The 20087-nt window shown below is 40.4% G+C and carries 10 protein-coding genes and 1 pseudogene; 1 reads left to right on the top strand and 10 read right to left on the bottom strand.

Annotation, left to right across the window (positions count from 1 at the left end; genetic code table 11):
* Nucleotides 1-6 precede the first annotated feature (6 nt).
* The 10 genes from KEM09_RS16950 to KEM09_RS16905 form a co-directional block, all read right to left on the bottom strand.
* A complete protein-coding gene (locus KEM09_RS16950) occupies nt 7-1332 on the bottom strand; it encodes a T9SS type A sorting domain-containing protein (protein WP_212230088.1) in 1326 nt (441 codons plus the stop codon).
* Nucleotides 1333-1579: 247 nt separating this feature from the next.
* The gene (locus tag KEM09_RS16945; RefSeq protein WP_212230086.1) at nt 1580-3904 is read right to left on the bottom strand and encodes a glycoside hydrolase family 3 N-terminal domain-containing protein; all 2325 of its coding nucleotides are present in this window, start codon (nt 3902-3904) and stop codon (nt 1580-1582) included.
* Between the two features lie 133 nt (nt 3905-4037).
* A complete protein-coding gene (locus KEM09_RS16940; protein WP_212230084.1) occupies nt 4038-4697 on the bottom strand; it encodes a hypothetical protein in 660 nt (219 codons plus the stop codon).
* Nucleotides 4698-4719: 22 nt separating this feature from the next.
* Nucleotides 4720-7932, bottom strand: coding sequence for a cellulase family glycosylhydrolase (locus tag KEM09_RS16935; protein WP_212230082.1), 3213 nt, complete (start codon nt 7930-7932; stop codon nt 4720-4722).
* Nucleotides 7933-8057: 125 nt separating this feature from the next.
* Nucleotides 8058-9236, bottom strand: a complete 1179-nt coding sequence (locus tag KEM09_RS16930) for a PKD domain-containing protein (RefSeq protein ID WP_212230080.1) — start codon at nt 9234-9236, stop codon at nt 8058-8060.
* 28 nt (nt 9237-9264) lie between these two features.
* Nucleotides 9265-10248, bottom strand: a complete 984-nt coding sequence (locus KEM09_RS16925; protein WP_212230078.1) for a PKD domain-containing protein — start codon at nt 10246-10248, stop codon at nt 9265-9267.
* A 20-nt stretch (nt 10249-10268) separates the two neighbouring features.
* Entirely contained in the window at nt 10269-11792 is a 1524-nt protein-coding gene (locus KEM09_RS16920; RefSeq protein WP_212230076.1) for a RagB/SusD family nutrient uptake outer membrane protein, read from the bottom strand.
* Between the two features lie 53 nt (nt 11793-11845).
* Nucleotides 11846-14917, bottom strand: a complete 3072-nt coding sequence (locus KEM09_RS16915; RefSeq protein WP_212230074.1) for a SusC/RagA family TonB-linked outer membrane protein — start codon at nt 14915-14917, stop codon at nt 11846-11848.
* Between the two features lie 482 nt (nt 14918-15399).
* Nucleotides 15400-18027 carry a helix-turn-helix and ligand-binding sensor domain-containing protein gene (locus tag KEM09_RS16910; protein WP_212230072.1) on the bottom strand — a complete coding sequence of 876 codons (2628 nt, stop codon included), beginning with the start codon at nt 18025-18027 and terminating at the stop codon, nt 15400-15402.
* Between the two features lie 218 nt (nt 18028-18245).
* A complete protein-coding gene (locus tag KEM09_RS16905) occupies nt 18246-18581 on the bottom strand; it encodes a hypothetical protein (RefSeq protein WP_212230070.1) in 336 nt (111 codons plus the stop codon).
* A gap of 966 nt (nt 18582-19547) precedes the next feature.
* On the opposite strand from KEM09_RS16905, the pseudogene KEM09_RS16900 reads away from it, so the two are divergent.
* Nucleotides 19548-19805 (top strand): annotated as a pseudogene (locus KEM09_RS16900) (phage integrase SAM-like domain-containing protein); the annotation flags it as partial.
* Between the last annotated feature and the right edge of the window lie 282 nt (nt 19806-20087).

The raw sequence follows: 20087 nt of genomic DNA, 5'->3' as shown, positions 1-20087 counted from the left end.
CGCAGTTTACTTCTTAATAAGCTTAATAACTGAATCGCCTGCTTTAACAATGTATACACCAACCTCTAAATTCGCGACTGAAATAGTACCGTTAGCAACTATAGCTTGCTTCACCATGGCCCCATGTACACTGTAGATTTCAAGTACAGCTCCCTCTGCAGCTCCACTAATATTCAAAACATCAGTTGCGGGATTAGGATAAACTGAAACATCTGACTCATCAATAGCATTAAGGCCAGTAGACTGATCTTTATAAAAATAGACGTTGTCAATATAAAAGGTGCCATAGGAGAAGTTACCTGGTGTTCCTTCTGTATCGAATTTGAACTGATAAATATCGTTAAACAGCATATCAGGCTTGGCATTTGTGAAATAACTTATGGGTATATCCACGCTAGTCCATTGCTCCTGTGTTATTGTGCTAATATGGTATGCTGTCTCACCAGTATTCTGACTAATTGGCGAAGCTCTTAATTCTATTCCATCAGCCGTCCAGTAATCGAAATGCAAGTAATCTGCAGCAGAAACATCCATTGCATCGAAAGTGGTTCCCTGATAGTTCAGTTTCCCAAACTTCAATGTTGATCGACCATTAATATCGATTAAGGAGAACTCCGTACTTTGCCACCAACCCGGATTGTAATCCACATTACCAGGCGCTATATAACTGTCACTAAAAATAGCGGTAACATCAGATTGGGAATGATTAGGAACTGGAGCATTAGTAGCGGGCAAAGGATCCACAGCTACCGCCGTACCAACAGGTCCGGTAATATTATCAAAGTACAGTTCTACACCATTAGTTATTGTTTTTTCTCCGCCAGCACCGTCATACCCTGGGAGAAAAAGAACGTGCAGATATTCATCATTAGCACTAACCACACTGCCGTTCCAGGCCACACTAAAGTCAAGACTAATCGATTCCCATCCACTACCTGCAGTTGTAAAACCAACTTCCACACTTGAACCTCCATTTAAAGACGATTCGAGCTTTATTATACCTCCTGCCACTTCAGTCGTATAAACGTCAAAAGTTACTGTTTTATCTACCCCTGTCAGATCAATGTAATTGCCGATTAACTTTATTTTAACAAGCTGCCATTGTTTAGGGCCATCCTGGTCCCACGCTACGGTAGGGCCACTTTCAATATATTTAAGCACTTGTCCATGAGTGCCACTAGCATCAGGATCACTGACAATTTCAGCTTGTCCGCCATCACCTGTTAATAAGTTAGCGCCATAATCGGATTCGAAATCCAAGGGTAGCGTCTGAGCCATCGTCATACAAACTGTCAGTATGAGCATTGTAAAAATTGTAGAGATTCTTTTCATGATTTTTGTTTTAAGAATTTATTAAACTGATCTACTCCTCGTCAGGAATCATCTTCTTGAAATCAATTCACCAGGCCACATCACTGTTGCCAACCTACCATTTCAACACTCACATTCTTTCACATACATGCACACTCAAACCCCAAGGGTCAACAAAAAAACAGTGATCCGGAAATAAACATCTGGAGTAAGAGGAAAAGTAACTAGCTGTTAAACCAATTATCTTTACCTCTAACATTATAGCTAATTAGAACCTTCTAAAAGGACATGTCCATCTGCCACTTTGAGTAGCATTAATCATTACAACCTCGCTACCAACCTGCACATTAAAGTCCCCTTCTTCCAATACCCATTCACCAGCCAGGTTAACAAAGGCTAAATCAGACGCCTTCACTTTTATTTGAACTGTCTTGGTTTCATTAGGACTCAGCTCAATTTTATCAAACCCGCGCAAACGACGATTATCAGGTGTAATGGAAGCATACAAATCTGATGCAAATAGCAGCACAGATTCTTTTCCTGTTCTCTTTCCAGTATTGGTTACATCAACAGAAAAAGTTAGTGTGTCTGATGGGGTAAACTCAGGCTTATCAACCTTCAAATTACTGTATTCAAATGTTGTATAGCTCAACCCATGACCGAAGCCATATTGTAAATCCTGAAGAGCACCGTAATTATAGGCACCTTGCATCTCCGTCCTGTTCTCAGCCGGTTTATAATCATAATTCATCAATGAATTGGGATGCTTGGGATATGTATAAGGCAGTTTACCCGATGGATTAGTAACGCCAAATAAAATGTCAGCAGTCACTTCTCCTCCGAATGTTCCCGGAAGGTAGGTTTGCACTATAGCTCCGGCTAGAGGCTCTATATCCGAAATGGTACGCGGGCGTCCTTCATTCAATACCAATATGATTGGTTTACCTGTTTGAGCTAAGGCCTTAACTAAATCTTGTTGATTTTGCGATAAAGACAGATTGTTCAGATCGCCGGGTTTCTCGGTATAGGTGTTTTCTCCTATACAAGCGACGATTACATCAACATTTCTGGCAGCATTTACAGCCTCGGCGATATTAGTCGTTTCTTCTTTCCACCAGGCATCCATTTTGTAAGATACCCCAGGTGCATACACCACATCATTAGCATGTTTCTTAATTGAGGTTAAGAAGGTATTGTGGTTATCAATGAATTGTTCGACCTTTTCGCCTTGCCACGAAAGGGTCCAGCCACCTTGTAAGGTGCGCATTGAGTGCGCATTGGGTCCTGTCACCAATATTCGTAGCTTAGGCGATAGGGGCAAAAGGTTTTCAACATTTTTTAGTAAAGTGATTGACTCTTCTGCAGCTCTTCGTGCCTCATCCTGATGGTCTATGCTGGCAAACTTCTCATAACCAGCGTAATCAAACACGGGCTTTTCAAATAGTCCAAGACGATATTTTAAAAGCAAAATACGACGCACAGCGTCATCCAGACGAGACATTGATATTTCACCTTCATTGATTAATTCGATAAAATAGTCGGTATAATCCACATCATAAGGTACCATGGCCATGTCAATACCTGCATTAAACGCTATTTTTATGGCCTCTTTATCGCTTTTAGCAATACGGTCACGTTCGTAAAGATTATTAATGTCCTGCCAGTCTGTTACCACCACGCCATCAAACTGCAGGTCTTCTTTCAACATTTTTGTTAGCAGATTATAACTGGCATGAACCGACTCTCCATTCACAATACCTGAGTTAACCATTACTGTAAGGGCTCCGGCCTCCACAGCCCTCACAAAAGGCTCGTAATGTTTCTCTACCAGTTCATGTAATGGGATATTGGCAGGCGTTCTATCCTTACCATTTACAGGAGTACCATAGCCCATATAGTGTTTCAGGCAGGCTGCAACATGGTGTTCATCTACTACATCTCTATCAGCCCCCTGGTAGCCTTTTATCACTTCCTTTCCCAACTCTGAAATGAGATACACATCCTCGCCAAAAGTTTCCCAAATTCTCGGCCACGCAGCATTACGCCCCAAGTCTAGTACTGGCGAAAAATTCCATGGCAGATTTGATGCTCGTGTTTCGTACGCTGTGTTTTCAGCACCTTTTCGTACCAAATCTCTGTTGAATGTGGCTGCCTGTCCAATTTGCTGAGGTAAGAAAGTAGCCTTTTGTGTGTAGGTGGTTCCGTGTATGGCATCAATACCATAAATCACAGGAATACCTGTTGCTTCAATGGCTATCTCCTGAATGCGGCTGACCACAGCTTGCCATTCATCCAGTGTTAGTGGTGTATTGGTCGCCGTATTAAGTATAGAGCCCGTTTTCCGATTGACTAATACGTCATTTAGCATCACTTCGTCCAGTTTAAACGGAAAGTGACTTGAATATACATTCTCACCTTCTCCAATCACATCGAGAGTAAATTGGGCTGTTTGCCCCACTTTTTCTTCAATAGTCATTTGAGTCAAGAGCGCCTCAATTTCTTTATGATAAGGGGAATGACTTTCTTTCTGACCGCAGGATATAAAAGAGATAGTTAATGATATGACAGTAACTATTGCGAGTACATTTTTCATTGTTTCTTAATTCTAGATATGAGACAGAACCCGGAAAGTATTCATCAGGCTCCATTAATTGGTTTAATTGAAATCGAATCTTTATAATGTTTTCAATTGAGTTTCTTCAACTCAATTAGTAATTAATGTAGGTTCAGTTGAGCGTAATGGTGATGACAGCGCTCTGTGTGGTTTGTCCCCTGCTATCTTTGGCTTCTACATACCAACTCAGATTTCCTGCATTCAGATGGCTTGTATACGATGTACCTTCAATACCTTCTTTCAGCAATGAAAAGCCATTAGCAGCATCTTGTTGAATGTATAAGTCGTAGGTGATGGTTCCTGTGCCGGCAGATGAGGCATTCCAACTAAAAGTAACATCACCAGCTGGCATATCTGCTTTAGGAGCTATGAGTGCAGGTCTGGAAGGCAGCACTCCACTCTCTCCTTCACCAATTGTACTAAAAGAATTAATTTCACTTTTAGTGCTCGAAGTTCCATCGTAGGCCTCTATCTGCCAATAGTACTTTGCGGCTATATTTAACTCCTGAGAAAGGGTATAACCAGGGTTTTGAAGATTATCACCTGCAATACTCAAATTATCCTGTGTTGTTCCAAACCAAAATGTGTACGTAAGGTCATCCTGCTCCGGATCGCTTGCTTCCCAAGTAAAAGATGGTTGCAATGACTCGCAGGTTTCTCCGTCAGCGGGTGAAAGTAGTATTGGTTGGGTGGGTGGCAAATTGGGATCCTTTGATTTACTACAACCCAATAGAACTGTCACTATACTAAATATCATTATTTGTGTTCGCATAATTTTTCCGTATGAAGAGGGGTTATTGCACAATAAATCGCATGGTTTCTTCCATGCAATCATTAGATATCTTTAAAAGGAAGATACCCTTTTTTAGCTGACTCACATTTACCTTAATCTTATTATTGGATGCATACCGTCGTTGCGATAGCAGGTGCTGCCCACTAATTGAAAAGATTTCCAATGAATACACTTCTTCCTCAATATTTGCAGGGCAATTGATTGACAGCACTCCAGTTGTTACAGGATTAGGATAAACTGCCAGGGAATTAATAGCAAATGATAGCATACCATCTTCAGAACACTGGTTGCTATCCATCAGACTAGCAACATAATGACCTGTTGACAGTTTGTTTAGTGTGAATGTGGCCGATTGACTTGCATATTTTTCTCCATTTAGCTCAATGGTGTATGGCGCCTGGCCACCCTGAATCGTAATGGTTACATCGTTTCCTGCGACAGTTGCGGCACCCTTTAGAGCTTCTGCCTGATTTAACACAACTGTATAATGACCTTTGTAATGATTAACCGATGTAGCAAGAAGTTTATATTCGCCGGCTGCTAAATCAGATATCGTGTATGCCATGTTCTGGCTTATCGGATGTGAACTGCCGTCATCTAAAGTGACCGTTATAGGGGCCACTTTGCTCAATATCGTTATGCTCCCATCATCTAACTGGTAGCATGATGGGGATACATACGATATTTGAAAATTATTAGCAGAAAATATTTCTTCAGCATCATCGGAGATAATTTCCCCAACCTGTTTAAATTCAAACCAGTTAAGATTATGCTCTTGTTGTTCTACTTTAAATCGTAGGATATAATTGCCTTTATTTAATAATAAAGAAGGTCCTTTTTGCGTTTGCCAGGTACTCCAACCACCCGTGCTGCTCAAATTAATTGTGGCAAGCGATTCAAATGTTTCACCATTATCGCTGCTTAACCACATGGATAGCTTTGGCGCATTATTTTGCGATGCAACGCGCATACTTAAATCATAATAGGCTGTGTTTTGAACCGTAATCAGATAATCTAGATAATAACCATCGCGAGCATATGATGAGTTTTGACCTCCTCCGGCGTCAGAACAATTCTCAAAAGTAAAACCATAATTAAAGTGAAAATCTTCAGCTTCTATTTTGCCCGGCACCGGATGACGCATTGGCAAATTATTCTGCACCGACATATTTGTAAAACTACCTAAGGTCTGTGTTCCGGCTTTAACGCTAGTTCCATTATAGGATAATAATAGCTCATCAAAATAAGTAAAAGCAGAAGCCGTGGATAATTGCAGTACCTTGGAATTCTCAGAACTGATCTTAACCTCAACTAATTGATAATTTGTTCCATCTTTGTCAGCTAAAATAAAATCATCTAACTGCAGACTGCTGGCCGATGTCACCTCCTTATTAAGCGTCAGGTAAACCTCGGTTCCTGCGATGTTGGATGCTGCCGAAAAAGCGTTAAACTCAACGTTACTGATTGGCTGTGGATTAACAAATTCAAAATAATTGAGATTGGCACCTCCCTGTTCAAAATAGAACACCAGCTTCACCTCCCCGGCTGGTAATATAATATCATCAAAAGCCGATGTTGCCCACGTTTCGTAGTTAGCAGTTGATGGTAATTCCAGTGCAGATGATATATCCAGGCCATTGGCCATTAATTTTATTTTTGCCGTATTACCGGCATGTCGAATATTTAATGTATATGACTGCTCCAAGTCATTATTAATCGTGTACTGTAGCCATTCCTTATCTGCCGTCCAACCAACATTATAAGGGGCTTCCACAAATGAGCCATCCTGATTGGTGTCGCTACTGTGCTGAATATCGACCCCATCGCTGCGATAGGCCCAACCGGTATTCCAGTCGGTATAGTCGGTCACCTGGCTTAGGTTGGCTGTATCGGTATCCCAGTAGGCATAACCATTACGTCCCAGGTCATAGTCAGCAAACCAGGTTCTCTCGCCAACATTGTGCTGTTTATAGGGCTTTGTATCAAAGGTATGTGGCTGACGAATCATGGCATCAATCACATCATGCATCACACGCACATTTTCTATTTTATGATTATTGGCCCATTCGGTAACCGCATCAATAGCTGCCTGACCTGTCACATCATCTGATGTGGCACTGGTTCGCCAGCCATCAATAAGTTTTTTGTAGGATTCAGGCTCTTCAACATACATTACATTGTTGATACCATTCTTTTTAACTGGCCACCACGACCAGCCAATGTCCTTGCTTTCGCATAACTGAATCAGATGCGTGTACCATACATTGGAATTTTCGCCACTCTCGCCTAACCAAAGTGGCACATTGTGCTGTACACTTCTTTCGATGATCCAATCAAGTGAGTTGGCATCTACATTATTCCAATATTTATGAAAGCTAATGACTAAGTTATCGTCCCACAGAGGATCAGGTAGTCCATCGTAGTTATTAGCCCAATCGTTACCTTCCAGAAAGATTATGTGATTATCACCTGTTGAACGGATAGCATCCGTACATTCTTCAAGTAAACTCCACAGCATTTCATTGCCATTATCCTTGAGTTCACTCCAGTTGGTTTCATTCAATAGGTCGTAGCCGCCTATCCAGGGTTCATCTTTATAACGTTCTGCCAACTTTTTCCATAAAGCCACCATCTTATGTCGGTTATTCACATCCTCCCACAAAGATAGTTTGCTATCGTCATAATCACTGATGTCAGCATTACGACCTTGCCCGCCTGGTGCCGCATGCAAATCTAAGATGAGGTACATATTATTTGCTTTGCACCAGCTTAACACATCGTCCACACGGTCGAAACCACTTTGATGCCAAGTGTAATTTTTAGCACCTAAATCAGTAACACTTTCTTCTTCAATTGGTGGGGTAAACTGGTTGTAGTGCATGGCCAGGCGGAGGCTATTGAACCCCCATTTGGCCATCGAGTCCACATCTGCCTTAGTCATGTGGTTGTTCCACCATAGCTCGAAGAATTCATCGGTGGCGGCTTCCCCTATAACCTCATTGAGTTTGGTGCGGAATTCATGCTGTGTGCCTGCTACACCGGCCGTTTTCATCATGTACCCTTCCATCAACACCCAGTTACCGGTTCCAATGCCACGCAGAATAACCTTATTTCCCTGGTCATCTTTAATCAGCCGGCCTTCGGAGGTAAGAGTCTGGGCATTTATAGCACCAATGCCAACAGCCAGTAATATAAAAAGGAGTATCTGTCTCATCTTGTCTTGTTTTAAATCACTAGTAATAATTAAATTACGTTAGCAAATAGCGTCTACAATGATTCAATTATTACTATTTGGAAGTAAAGAGGTGAATTGGCATCCACCTCCATTCTTCTAACCTTTTAGTTCTGTTTTTTAATGCCTGAATACTCTTTCTTTAAGACAATCTCATCCACGTAAATAACACCACTGGTTCCTTTACCATGACTGAACATTACCCATAAATATCTGATATCATTGGCATCAATATTGCCGTGTGAAAAGTCCTTATCGGAGAAGTCAAATGATAAGTCAACCCAGCCATCTGTCTCAGTTATAGCGTGCTCCACTTCAACACGTCCATCCCATGTATCCAATGTGGAAAGTCCTATTTTTAGCAGACGCTCATTTTCTGGCATATTAAAATTATAATCAGTTCCGCCAATATTAACCGTATTTCCCTCTAAATACACACGCAAGGACACTTCGCTGTACTCACCCAAGAAGTTAAGTGTTACATCCGACAAAGCATAGCGGGTTTCGGTCCACCAGCCGCCTGTTTTTCCCATTAGCAATACATTGCTTCCATCAAATGTATAAGGATTCGTATCCGGGTGAAACTCATTCAAGAGCTTTGTATCTCCATTAGCATCACCCCAGCCACCAGCATAGGCTGCTTCATCGTCAAAATTGTTAAAGAGCATGCTCTGCTTTTGAATATCCCCGCTTTCAATTGTAACAGTTGCTTCAGCTGAGAGTAAGGCTCCCTGAACAGCCGACTCAAATTTCACGGTATATGTCCCGGCATCTAAATAGCGTAAGGTAGTATCCGTAGTTGAAGTATTCACCCAGTTACCATTGCCAAAGTCCCAGCGACTATTTGTAAAAACAGTCGACGCATCGGCATTTATTTTAAGTTGTCGTAAGTTTTCCTCACCGGCCACGCCTGGAGTTGACACATCACTTACTAAAATAAGTTCATCGGCTGTAACACTTATCTCATCAAAGGTTTCAGTATTCATCCTATTGCCGAACACAGCTGTAACCTTGGGCTGATAAGTGCCATCTACGGTGTAAATAAATACACCTGACTCCTGACGTACGGTCTTTCCATTTCCAAAATCCCACTCAATGTAACTCAACCCAGGTGTCTTATTCTCAAATGCATAGCTATTGGCAATACCAATCTCGGCGGAAACATCTGTAAAAGTAACATCGAGGTCAATGATGTTCTCACTCCAGTCTTTTGGTTTGTTTTCATCTTCGCAGGCCACTGTTAATGTTAACAAGGTAATTGCGATGGTATATAATATTTTATTCATTGTATTAAAGATTTTAGAATACATACTGTTATTCGAAGCAACCTGGTACCTTTTGGACCAATTCAATATCATCAACCATGATAACACCTGTCCCGTCGCGGCCAGCTCCCCTGTCATTATCCCAAGCATGGGTAAACATCACCCAAATGCTTTCGACTTGGGTTGGGTCAATCTGATCGAATGCGTTGTCGGTAAAGTCAAATTCTACGTCAATCCATTGGTCTAACTCGTTCAACTTTATTTTTCGCTCAATCTCCTGACGACCAGAGCCATCGTTTAATCCTATCTTTAAGTTCAGGTATGACTCTGGTATGTTAAAGTCGAAATTGCCTTCCGGCACTTCAAATGTGCTTGGGATATAAAAACGCATGGCCACTTTACGCCACATGCCTGCATGAGAGAAGTCAAACACCTCAGTGTCGAAATCATAGGCCACTTCGGTCCACCAGCCACCGGCTTTACCAATTAACAATACATTGTTATCTTCAGGAAACTGATACGGTGCATCGCCATCTACATGGTAATCATTAAAAAGCACAACATCATTGGGGTGTTTTTGCACCCATGTACCTGCGTATGTCGCCTCATCATCAAAATTATCGAGCATTATACGCTGACCGATAGCACACCAAAGTGTTTCGGTGGCAGTTACTGTTTCAGCCTCTTTAGATAGCTCGCCATCATAGGTGTAGGCATTGAAAGTAATGGTGTATTCACCCGGATTGATGTAGTACACTGTGTCTTTATCCTGCTTACTGGTTTCGCCATTCCCAAAGTCCCATGTTATAAATTGGATGGCATTATCGGCCTCACCACCACCTCCACGCACATACTCTACTTCGTATATTTGAGCGGCAATTTCGGTCACATTAATCTGAAGTTGATCAGCCAATTCTTTTAAACTCTCAGGATTTGGTTTTTTATAGTCGTCTACAACACCTACTTCTGTTGGTTCACAATTCCATAAACCTACAGCCAGGATTAACAATAGTATTTGTGATATATGTTTCATTTTTAGTTTTTTTTAGTTGCTTAATACCCTGCATTTTGCTTTAGTGGCTTCGAGCTTGAGCTTGATAGTTGAATCTGCACATCGGCTATTGGCCAGATCCCGCGCGTTGCTTTATCAAAGGTGACATCAAAAGGACTTTCGTAATTATTTGTTATAGCTGCGTCGGCCACGTCAATACCCTGTCGTAATAGATCCCAGTAACGCAGGCCTTCACCGAAAAACTCCTTTCTACGCTCTTCAAAAATTCTATCAATACTTACAGGAGGATGTGTTGTGAAACCAGCACGTATGCGCACTTCCTCGAAATAGCTTTGGGCAGTTCGGGTAAATGCTCCCCCCTTTAGTGATAACTCTGCAGCCATTAAAAGCACATCGGCATACCGAACAACTGTCCGTCCATCAGGATGACCACTGAACGCTGGATCATCAACGTATTTGCTAAGTGGAGTATACTTTTTAAAATAGTACCCCGTATGCTGATAGCTATTGGAATATTCATTTTCACCCACCTCACTATTGGCATCTAATATGGTTGCATTACGCCGTTCATCGGCCGGATCAAAAATATTGTATACATCTGGATGAATGGTTCCAAAGCCCCAACCTGCCGCATATGTTGATGTATTGGACAGGTCTCTTAAACCATAAAACTGAACATCGGAACGGCTGGCCCCTTTGCCATTGTAAGAATAAGGAATCTGGTAAACATGTTCTCTGCTGTAATATGATTCATCGGAGCCGGAAACTAACCATAGATCAGCAAAATTATCGACTAAACCATAGTGATTGTCTTCAATAATATTATCAACCAATGAACTAATTACATTTAGTGTAACGCCTGGCATGTCGGTTTGAGAATAAAAGCCTGTATAGAATAAATACACACGAGCCAACATCGCCTGTGCGGCATATTTTGTAACACGTCCTTCTTCCCCTTCAACTGATTCGGGCAAATCTTCGATGGCTGCCAGGTAATCTTGCGCTATCTGTTCATACACCTCATCGGGATCGGCCTGGCCCACATCAGCATCGGCCAATGTGATAGGTTCGGTAATCAATGGTATGTTTTCATACATACGCACCAGATTAGAGTATATATATGCACGAATAAACTTGAGCTCAGCCAGTATTCTTGCCTTCTCAGTCTCATCTCCAAATGTGATGTTGGGTATTTTTTCAAGCGCTACATTCGTGCGGTAAATACCCACATAGCCTCTCCACCAAAACTGGTCGTGCTGCCAGTCGGTAACCAGCATCTTATGCTTTTCAAAACGTCTGACATCTGTTCCATCGGATGAACTGCCTCCACCAGTAAACATATCATCGGAACACATATTAAGGAAAAATTCAAACTCATTGGTGCCGCCCTTGTCATCTGTTATTGCGTTATAAGCAGCATAAAGAGCAGCATAAGCATCTTCTTCAGTCTGATAAAAATTATCTTCGGTAGTTGCTGTGTGATTATCAACCTCTAGGTAATCGTCACATGCAGCAGCTCCTAAAACCAACAGAGCCATTGTGATGTGTAAAATATATCGTTTCATACTTTATAAATCTTTTGTAACTATTTAAATATGTGATTCAAACAACCCTTCCATTAAAACCTTAAGTTCATTCCAACGGTAAAGGTCCTGGCCTGAGGATAAGTACCAGTATCAACTCCTGAGTTAATAGTACCGGAACCAAACTCAACATCCACACCCGAATAATCGGTGAATGTGTATAGATTCTGAGCCGCCACATAAAGCTTTAGATGTTCAATTTTAAAACGCGATAGGGCTTTCTGACTAAAAGTGTATCCCAGCTGAACATTTTTAATGCGCAGATAATCCCCATCAACAACATATCTATCTGAGAATAGACTGTAGTTTTTGTTAGGATCTTCAATGGATGCGCGTGGCTCGTTGTTGGTCGAATTTTCGCCTGTCCAACGGTTAAGCATTGTAGCAGGCAGATTGGTTAGTCCTGCATCTAAACGGCGCGAAAGGTTCGCAATTTGATGGCCGCCTGCGCCCTGCATAAACACAGATACATCAAAACCTTTCCAATCGGCGAACAGTGATAAGCCATAGAAATACACCGGATTTGAGTTACCCAGGTTAATTTTGTCGTTATCATCTAAAACACCATCACCATTCTGATCAATAAAGCGTACATCACCAGGCTGTGCATGAGGCTGCATCTTAACGATATCACCATTCTCATTAACTGATACCGGCATATTATCAATATCTGTCTGATTCTGAAACAAACCATCGGTTTGGTAGCCCCAGAAATAGCCCAATGGTTCGCCTTCTTCTGCCCTGGTTACCAATCCATATGTTTGAACAACAGCACCACCCAGTACCTTTTCATCATTACCAATATAGGTTACCTCATTCTCGTTAAATGAAATGTTGGCATTGACACCCCAGTTAAATGCACCTGCCTTATCATTGTAACCAAATTCAAACTCATATCCACGGTTACGCACCTCTGCTGCGTTATCTATAGGCGAGTTACTACCATAATGCCCGGGAATCTTGACCGCCAGCAATAAATCTTTTGTCAGCTTATTATAATAGTCAAAGGTAAAGGTGAATTTGCTATCTAAGAAATGTGCATCTAAACCAATATCAGTTTGTTCAGAGGTTTCCCAGCGAATGTCTGGTGTAGGAATGGTGTTAGGCGCTAGGCCCTGCATGGATATACCGCTGGTAAGCGGATTGCCAATCACATAGCTACCTGCATCTGATATATTTGAAACATACACAAAGTTGCCAATATGGTTACTACCGTTTTGTCCCCAGCTGGCTCTTAGCTTAATAAAGTTGGCAATACTTTTAAGAGAAGCCGCATAGTCTTCATTGGTCAACACCCATCCTCCTGAGAAAGAAGGGAAATAACCGTATTTATTATCTGGTCCGAATCGTGATGACCCATCAGCCCTGAACGTAGCAGAAAAGAAATACTTTTCATTATAATCGTAATTAACCCGAGAAAAGAAGGATAGCAATCGGTTAGGTATCCCCATACCACCGCTTGAGTTACGTGTTTCTTTATCGCTGATGGTATTATCAATATATGCGTAATCTTCTCCTTTTGGTGTTTTGGTAATATCAACCCCACTACCCCAAAGACTATGAGACGTTTCTTCTAGGATGGTGCTACCCGCAACCGCATTAATACTGTGTTTATTGAGTTCCAGATCATAGGTAACCACGTTTTCCCAGTTGTGATTAAAATAGCGCGTCATACTTTTTTGCACATCATCAACCAGGTTAAAATCAGAGGGACTTAGTTTATAAACCGGATTATAGTTTTCCCAGGTTACGTAGGCCAGGTCAATACCATACGAACTTTTAAACTTCAGATTTTCCAGAATGCTGTATTCAACAAACATATTACCAACAAACTTGTCCGTTCGGGTTTGTGAATGCAGGTACTCCATTTTCCCAACCGGGTTAGTAATACCCTGGCTGACGTATTCTGACACACCATACTTTCCATGCTCATCGCGTACCGGCGTTAACGGATCTAAGTTATAGGCTGAAGCCAAAGGACCGCCATAGATATTGTTTACATCAATACCACTGCTTTCTATATTAGAATAGTAAAGCGATGTACCTGTGCGTAACTTATCATTATGGCTCTTCGTTTCTGCATTTACACGAGCGGTAATACGGCTATAGTTAGAGTTATCAGGTGCTACCAACCCCTCTTGTCCGAAATACGAAATACCTGAAGAAATCTTTGCCCTTTCCGTGCCGCCATTCAATGTCACACTATGATTCATCATTGGTGCATTCTTGTTGTAAATCTCATCTTGCCAATCCGTGTTCGCCCGACGATTAAAATCCATCGGTCTGACACCATCGTTTAACTGAGCTTCGTTATAAAAAAGCACATACTGATCGGCATCCATCAATGATAATTTACGCTCAGGATTTTGAATACTTTGAAAACCATCGTACGTCACCGTGAAGGCCTGGGCTTTTCCTTTTTTAGTGGTAATAAGTACAACGCCGTTAGCTCCACGGGCTCCATAGATAGATGAAGATGCTGCATCCTTTAATATTTCCATGCTCGCAATATCACCCGGGTTGAGATAGTCGATGCCACCAACCGGCAAGCCATCTACAATATAAAGGGGATCGGAATTTCCATTGGTACCGGCACCACGAATACGTACCGACATACCTGCACCCGGCTGAGCAGAACTACTGGTTACGGTAACACCGGCCGTACGTCCTTGCAATGCCTGTTCTACTCTTAAATTTTGGGTTTTCTCTATATCCTTTTCGCCTACCGACGATATGGCAGCTGTTAGCGAGCTTTTCTTACGGGTTCCATACCCTACCGCAACCACTTCGTTTAAGCTGATGTTTCCAGACCTTAAAACAACATCCATTTTTTGACCACCACTCGCATTCGTCAGTTGTACTTCCTGCGTCTCCATACCAATAAATGAAAACACCAGGATGTCACCTGCTGCCAAATTATTTATGGTATAGAATCCATCCATATCTGTTATCACTCCTTTTGATGTTCCTTTCACCGTAACATTTACACCGGGTATTGCCTCCCCATGCTCATCAGCCACCTTACCAGTAACATCTAATGTTTGGGCTAATAAACCTGTTACACTGCATAGCAGCATTGCAACGAAAAATAGTTTCAATCTTTTCATAGTAACTTTACTTTTTATCAGACTTAGTCTTTTCCATGACATTTAGATTTCTTGTATTTGCCGATTGTAAAACTATTTATTCGGAGTATCCAAGCCCAAGAAAGCACATAGACTATAGGTAGACAGAGTAAATTTGATATGGACATCTTATAGACAGCTTGACGTTAGTACTTGACAATCAAAACCTTTTAAGGCCCAAACTTTACACTGGCAGGTGCGTCTTTTACTTACAAATATTAAGCGAAAGAACATTCATTATCATTCGAATCTTAAGAATAAATCAGGCATTAGCTATAGTATAAAGTAAGCTACCTTTATAATGCACTCCCTATATTGATTAATAATGAGCAAAATGCCAAGTGAGTATGACACACCAATAGCCACATCACCATGATGCTTCAATACAAAACCAAGCTACTTAAGGCAATTTGATTTGAGATGAATGATAAGTTTTCAACTATCACCCTGAATAAGAAACTATCTTAAAATTCTCTGATGAATTTATACAAGTTCTGAGAGTGTTCCAGGTTTAGCTTTTTACGTAAGCGATAACGGGCAGTATCCACGCTGCTTGGCGAGATATTTAAGAACTGTGCAATTTCGTTGGTATTGGCATTAATACGAATAAAGGAAATCAGGCGAATATCATGTTGGGTCAGTTCAGTAAATTGGGATGATATGCGTTGAATAAAATACTGATGATCTTCTGCAAAAAGCTTATGAAACAAGAATTCCTTCTTTTCTTTGTTTATCTCCTGATCTATTTTATTCACCCATCGTGACGCTGCACTGTTTTTCATTTGAGCCAGTGCACCTCTCACCTCTAGCAAAAAGGTATTCTTATGCCGTATTATTTCGGTAAATTGTAATAACTGTTGTTTTTTAGATTGTATCTGAGCTGCTGCCGCCACCTTTTTATAATGTTTATGCTTCAATCTTAACTTCTGATTTTTAGCATATTGTATCGCAATCAATGCAAGAGACAGAATAATAACCAATAAAACACTTAAGCGCAGATAATAATAGCCTATGCCTTCGATAAAAATGGGCAAGATTGTTTTTCTTTCTACCGTACCATTAAAACGGCTCTCAAGTTCAAAGTGGTATTCCCGTGGCTTTAAATCCCCATATGCAACTTGTATCTGTGAAGAAGACCATTCTGACCATTCATTATCATATGGCATTAGCCTATATCGATATTCAACATTGTGCTTTTTACCACTTGCAAATGAGAGTGTAAGTGTTTTAAATTGCCGACTCACCAGGTTTAAGGTATCCCTGGTATATGGATAATATAACGTTTTAGGCTTATGTATCCCTGAATAGGTTATTTCAATCTTTGATATAACAGGCTCTTTTATAACCTGATAATTATACTTGAGGTTTAATGGCAGTACTTTCACCCCTTGTTCAGTGGCTATGTAGAGTAGTTTTTCAAATACTTTTAAACATTCAAACTGCTTAAGTATATCATTATTAACCTCACTTAAGAGTTTACTGTGAACCACTGTAGAACCATCCGCCAGTTCTTCAATCATCTTTAATTCATCATTTTGAATATAAACCGCAATATTGTTTTCAGGAGATACTTCAAGAGCTGTGATACCACTCCCTTCAATACTTCGCGTTAGCCCAATCCGACTCTTTACAAAATGCCCCTCTACATATTCAAATAATGCTGCGCCATCATAAAAGAAAAAGCCATTACCCGTGGTAAATACATTCTGCATGGCAGTTGCTGTCACAGCACATGTATCATCATTTATCTGAACACGATAAACAGTGGCATCAGCACTACCTCCATGCACCCATATACAGTTATTGGCTTTATCAAAATCAAGTTTAGGATTTCCCCAAATACCTAGATTTTGCCGTTCTTTAAATTTGCCCCTTTCTTCTTGCATCCATAAAGTACCAGTATATGCAGAAAATAAATAGTGATGTGAATTGCCAAACTGTGCAACATCCATCACCCCTGTTTCGCTATAAATTAATCTGGAAGAAGCCTGGTTTATCTTTAACAAACCTTTATTATGGCATGCAAACAGTCCGGAGGCGGACTCATTCAAGGCCCAAACCTGTCCCTGTGTTCCTGATATAATTGAGAAATCTTCTGGCTTATAATTGGCATACAATCCTTTGTTGGTGGCAACATATGTTGTTTGATTATTTAATAAGATATCGTAGGTCGCACCTTTGCTAATGATTGACTTTAAAAGACTCTCTTTGTTAATCTTTGCAATACCGTAATCAAGTCCGGCCCAAATATTTCCATTCTTATCCACAGCCAATGATAACACTGTATTATCAAGAAGTCCTTGTTGCTGTTGTATCTTACGTTGAATACCCCCCCTATTATTTTCGGTCTTTACTGGAATTATTCCGTCCAAAATGGAACCAATGTAAAAGGTATTTTCGTCGTAATGAATTGCTGAAAAGCAAGTCATACTTTCGGGCAATACAACAGTATTAAAATAAGTACCATCGTAATTATAAATCTCACCATTCAACAATACAATGTAGAGTTTATCATCATGTTCAAATAACACTCTAACTTCCTGCTCCATGGCAGGTGCAAATGGCTTAACTAAAGTAAACCCATCTGAATTCAAGGTGCCCAGGCCTTTTTCAGCACTTATGGTCCATATTTGATTTCGCCATTTGCCTAAACCTGATAAAGTCTTAGGGAATGTGAACTGTGCTATGCTTTTTGTTTGAATGTTATAAACAGTTATTACACTATTAGACTGAAAATAAACATTGTCTCCATTTGCCTCAATATTCCAAACATTACCATTGACATCAGCAAGATGGTGGTAAGTCAAGTTCCCTTCTTCATCGATATCGAAGCAGCCTATTTCGTCACCGCCGCACCAAATTTTATCTTTGTAAATAGAAATAGCGCGTAACGATTTGCCATTGGGCAGTTCATTTAATATCCACTGTCCGTAAATATAGCGTAACAGTCCTTTATCGTTTGCAATGTAAATAATGTTTTCAGCATCAACTTCAATATCCCAATTCTGTCTGCCAGCCCTGTAATCATTCTTGTCATAAGAGGTAATATCAGGAACATATGTATATTCAAGTGCATTAGTAACGCTAAACATGAAAAGGCATAGGATTATTAGTAGGTTATATCTTAATCTCATGATAATGAATAGTGGCTATTTTGGGTTATCCATCTTCCTCACACAACTCAGAACAAGTTCTTACTTGAATGTGCCATACAAATGTAGGTAATTATTTCCTTTTTCATTTTTATAGTTAGTAACGACTAAACCTTTATATTAACTGACATAACCACTTATATAACTATTACTACACATTACCTTCTGCCAACATTTTGCCGAATAACCGCCATCTCCTCCTCATTCCGATAAACATTAAAAACGATATCGAGCCAACAAGCCACCTCCATATCAATATTATTGGTTGCTTTAAGGTATCTTAATTGAAGGTCACTGTCTTTTAAGTTCTGATTCTCATAAATCAAATAGAAACAGAAGAAAACCGCGATTGCAAATAACACCTGAAACACAAAGACTTTATTAGCCTGAAGTTTTCGTTGGTGAAGACTCCGCTTCGCCTCGTTCATTGATAATACGAGAGCGTTAGCCCGCTCATCCATTTTTAAAAGTACCTCATTATATTCTTCTGACACATATCAGTTGAAGCTCAAAACACGCCATGAAGGTTTGCCTATAATTCTCAGTCAGTATATAGGCATCATAGAAATGGAGCTTGTGTACCACTTGATTCAGGTTGATGCATATTTTGTCAAGTATATCTTAATTAATATAGTCCGACGCTGCTCGGTGTATTTTCTTTTTATGCATTGATTACGGTATTACGTAATTTTCTGCTCTTATTCATTTTAGTCCCACCGGGCAAGTCCTCCCGTTTTTAGGTACCTAAAAACACATCTTGCATCCACTTCGTAAGAAATATTTCAAAACCTCCTTTTCTTTATCTGAAAGTGCATACACTGAGGCCTTTTTACATGCGTAAGCCACCCATTTTTAAAAGTCATGGTTTGGCAAAAGGAAGCGGAATAAAAAGCCTCGTGCGCTGGGAAGAGAAATCAATTCAAAGAGATTTTGAGCGGACAGAGCAAAGGGCTTGTATTTTGCGGCACGCAATAATACCAAGCTTTTTGCTCTCGGGCCTGTGCGATGGAAAAGAAAATGTCTTTGATTGATTTTGGCGCGTTTATGCCGAACGCTTTTGCATCAAACCACGATCGGTCACACCTTTGCTGAAGCATGTATAAAAAGGCATGGCTTTAAATAATTCTTTAAGTTTCATACTGGTAGTTTATGAGTGTTATTTCTACCTCATTAAAAAGAGACGAATACAACATGGCATTCGCCTGTTATTTTCTTTTGGGAAGGAACTCTGCCTATTGGCAGATGAACTATTGGGAGAATGAAACTTTTAAACCTGAGCAATTTAAATTACCTTTGTTTGTAGTCAATTATATCAAAAGTGACCATTTGACGACCACTTATTTTTGACAACCATAACTCACTGAAAATATAAGCGTTGCGGGCACACCAAAAGTCCCGCCTCGGGTACCACTTTAAAGCGCTTAAACAATGTTTAAGCGCTTTTTTATTTTCAGCAACTTCGAAAAAAGAATATTCCAATAACAGCGGTTGACTACAACTTCCTTAATCTATTTGACATGCATTTACAGGCCGTATATGGCGTCCACCAGAATACAGCCTGCAATAACCACAAACACTTCAAAAGAGTGATGAATTTAGCTGTTTCCATGAGGTACATTCAGAAGAGCCCATACTATCAGTTTAAAACAAAACCGGCACACGCCAGCAATGTAAGTAACATCAACAAGTCTGGAGCAAAACGCCAGTACTTTTACTAACTCTTATGAATAACAGCAGCAACTCCCCTACGCTTAAATTGAACCACCACCCTCCCACTCATTCAAATAAATAGATACTAACACACAAAGCTCAACGAATTTTTTCATTCATCATAAAAATAAAATCATTCATCAAATACTGGAGATAATTAAACAAACTATTCCACATCTAATGTTAACTAATTATTTAAGAAAGCTATTTTTATGACAAATGTTGCGAAGTAAACCGCCGGCTGGTCATCAACCTGGCAAGATTGGCGTCACGCTTTGGAAGAGGAGGCC

The sequence above is a fragment of the Carboxylicivirga mesophila genome (assembly GCF_018271975.1).
Taxonomy (GTDB): domain Bacteria; phylum Bacteroidota; class Bacteroidia; order Bacteroidales; family Marinilabiliaceae; genus Carboxylicivirga; species Carboxylicivirga mesophila.
The sequence above is the reverse complement of the archived record's forward strand: the minus strand, read 5'-3'. Positions and strand labels throughout refer to the sequence as shown.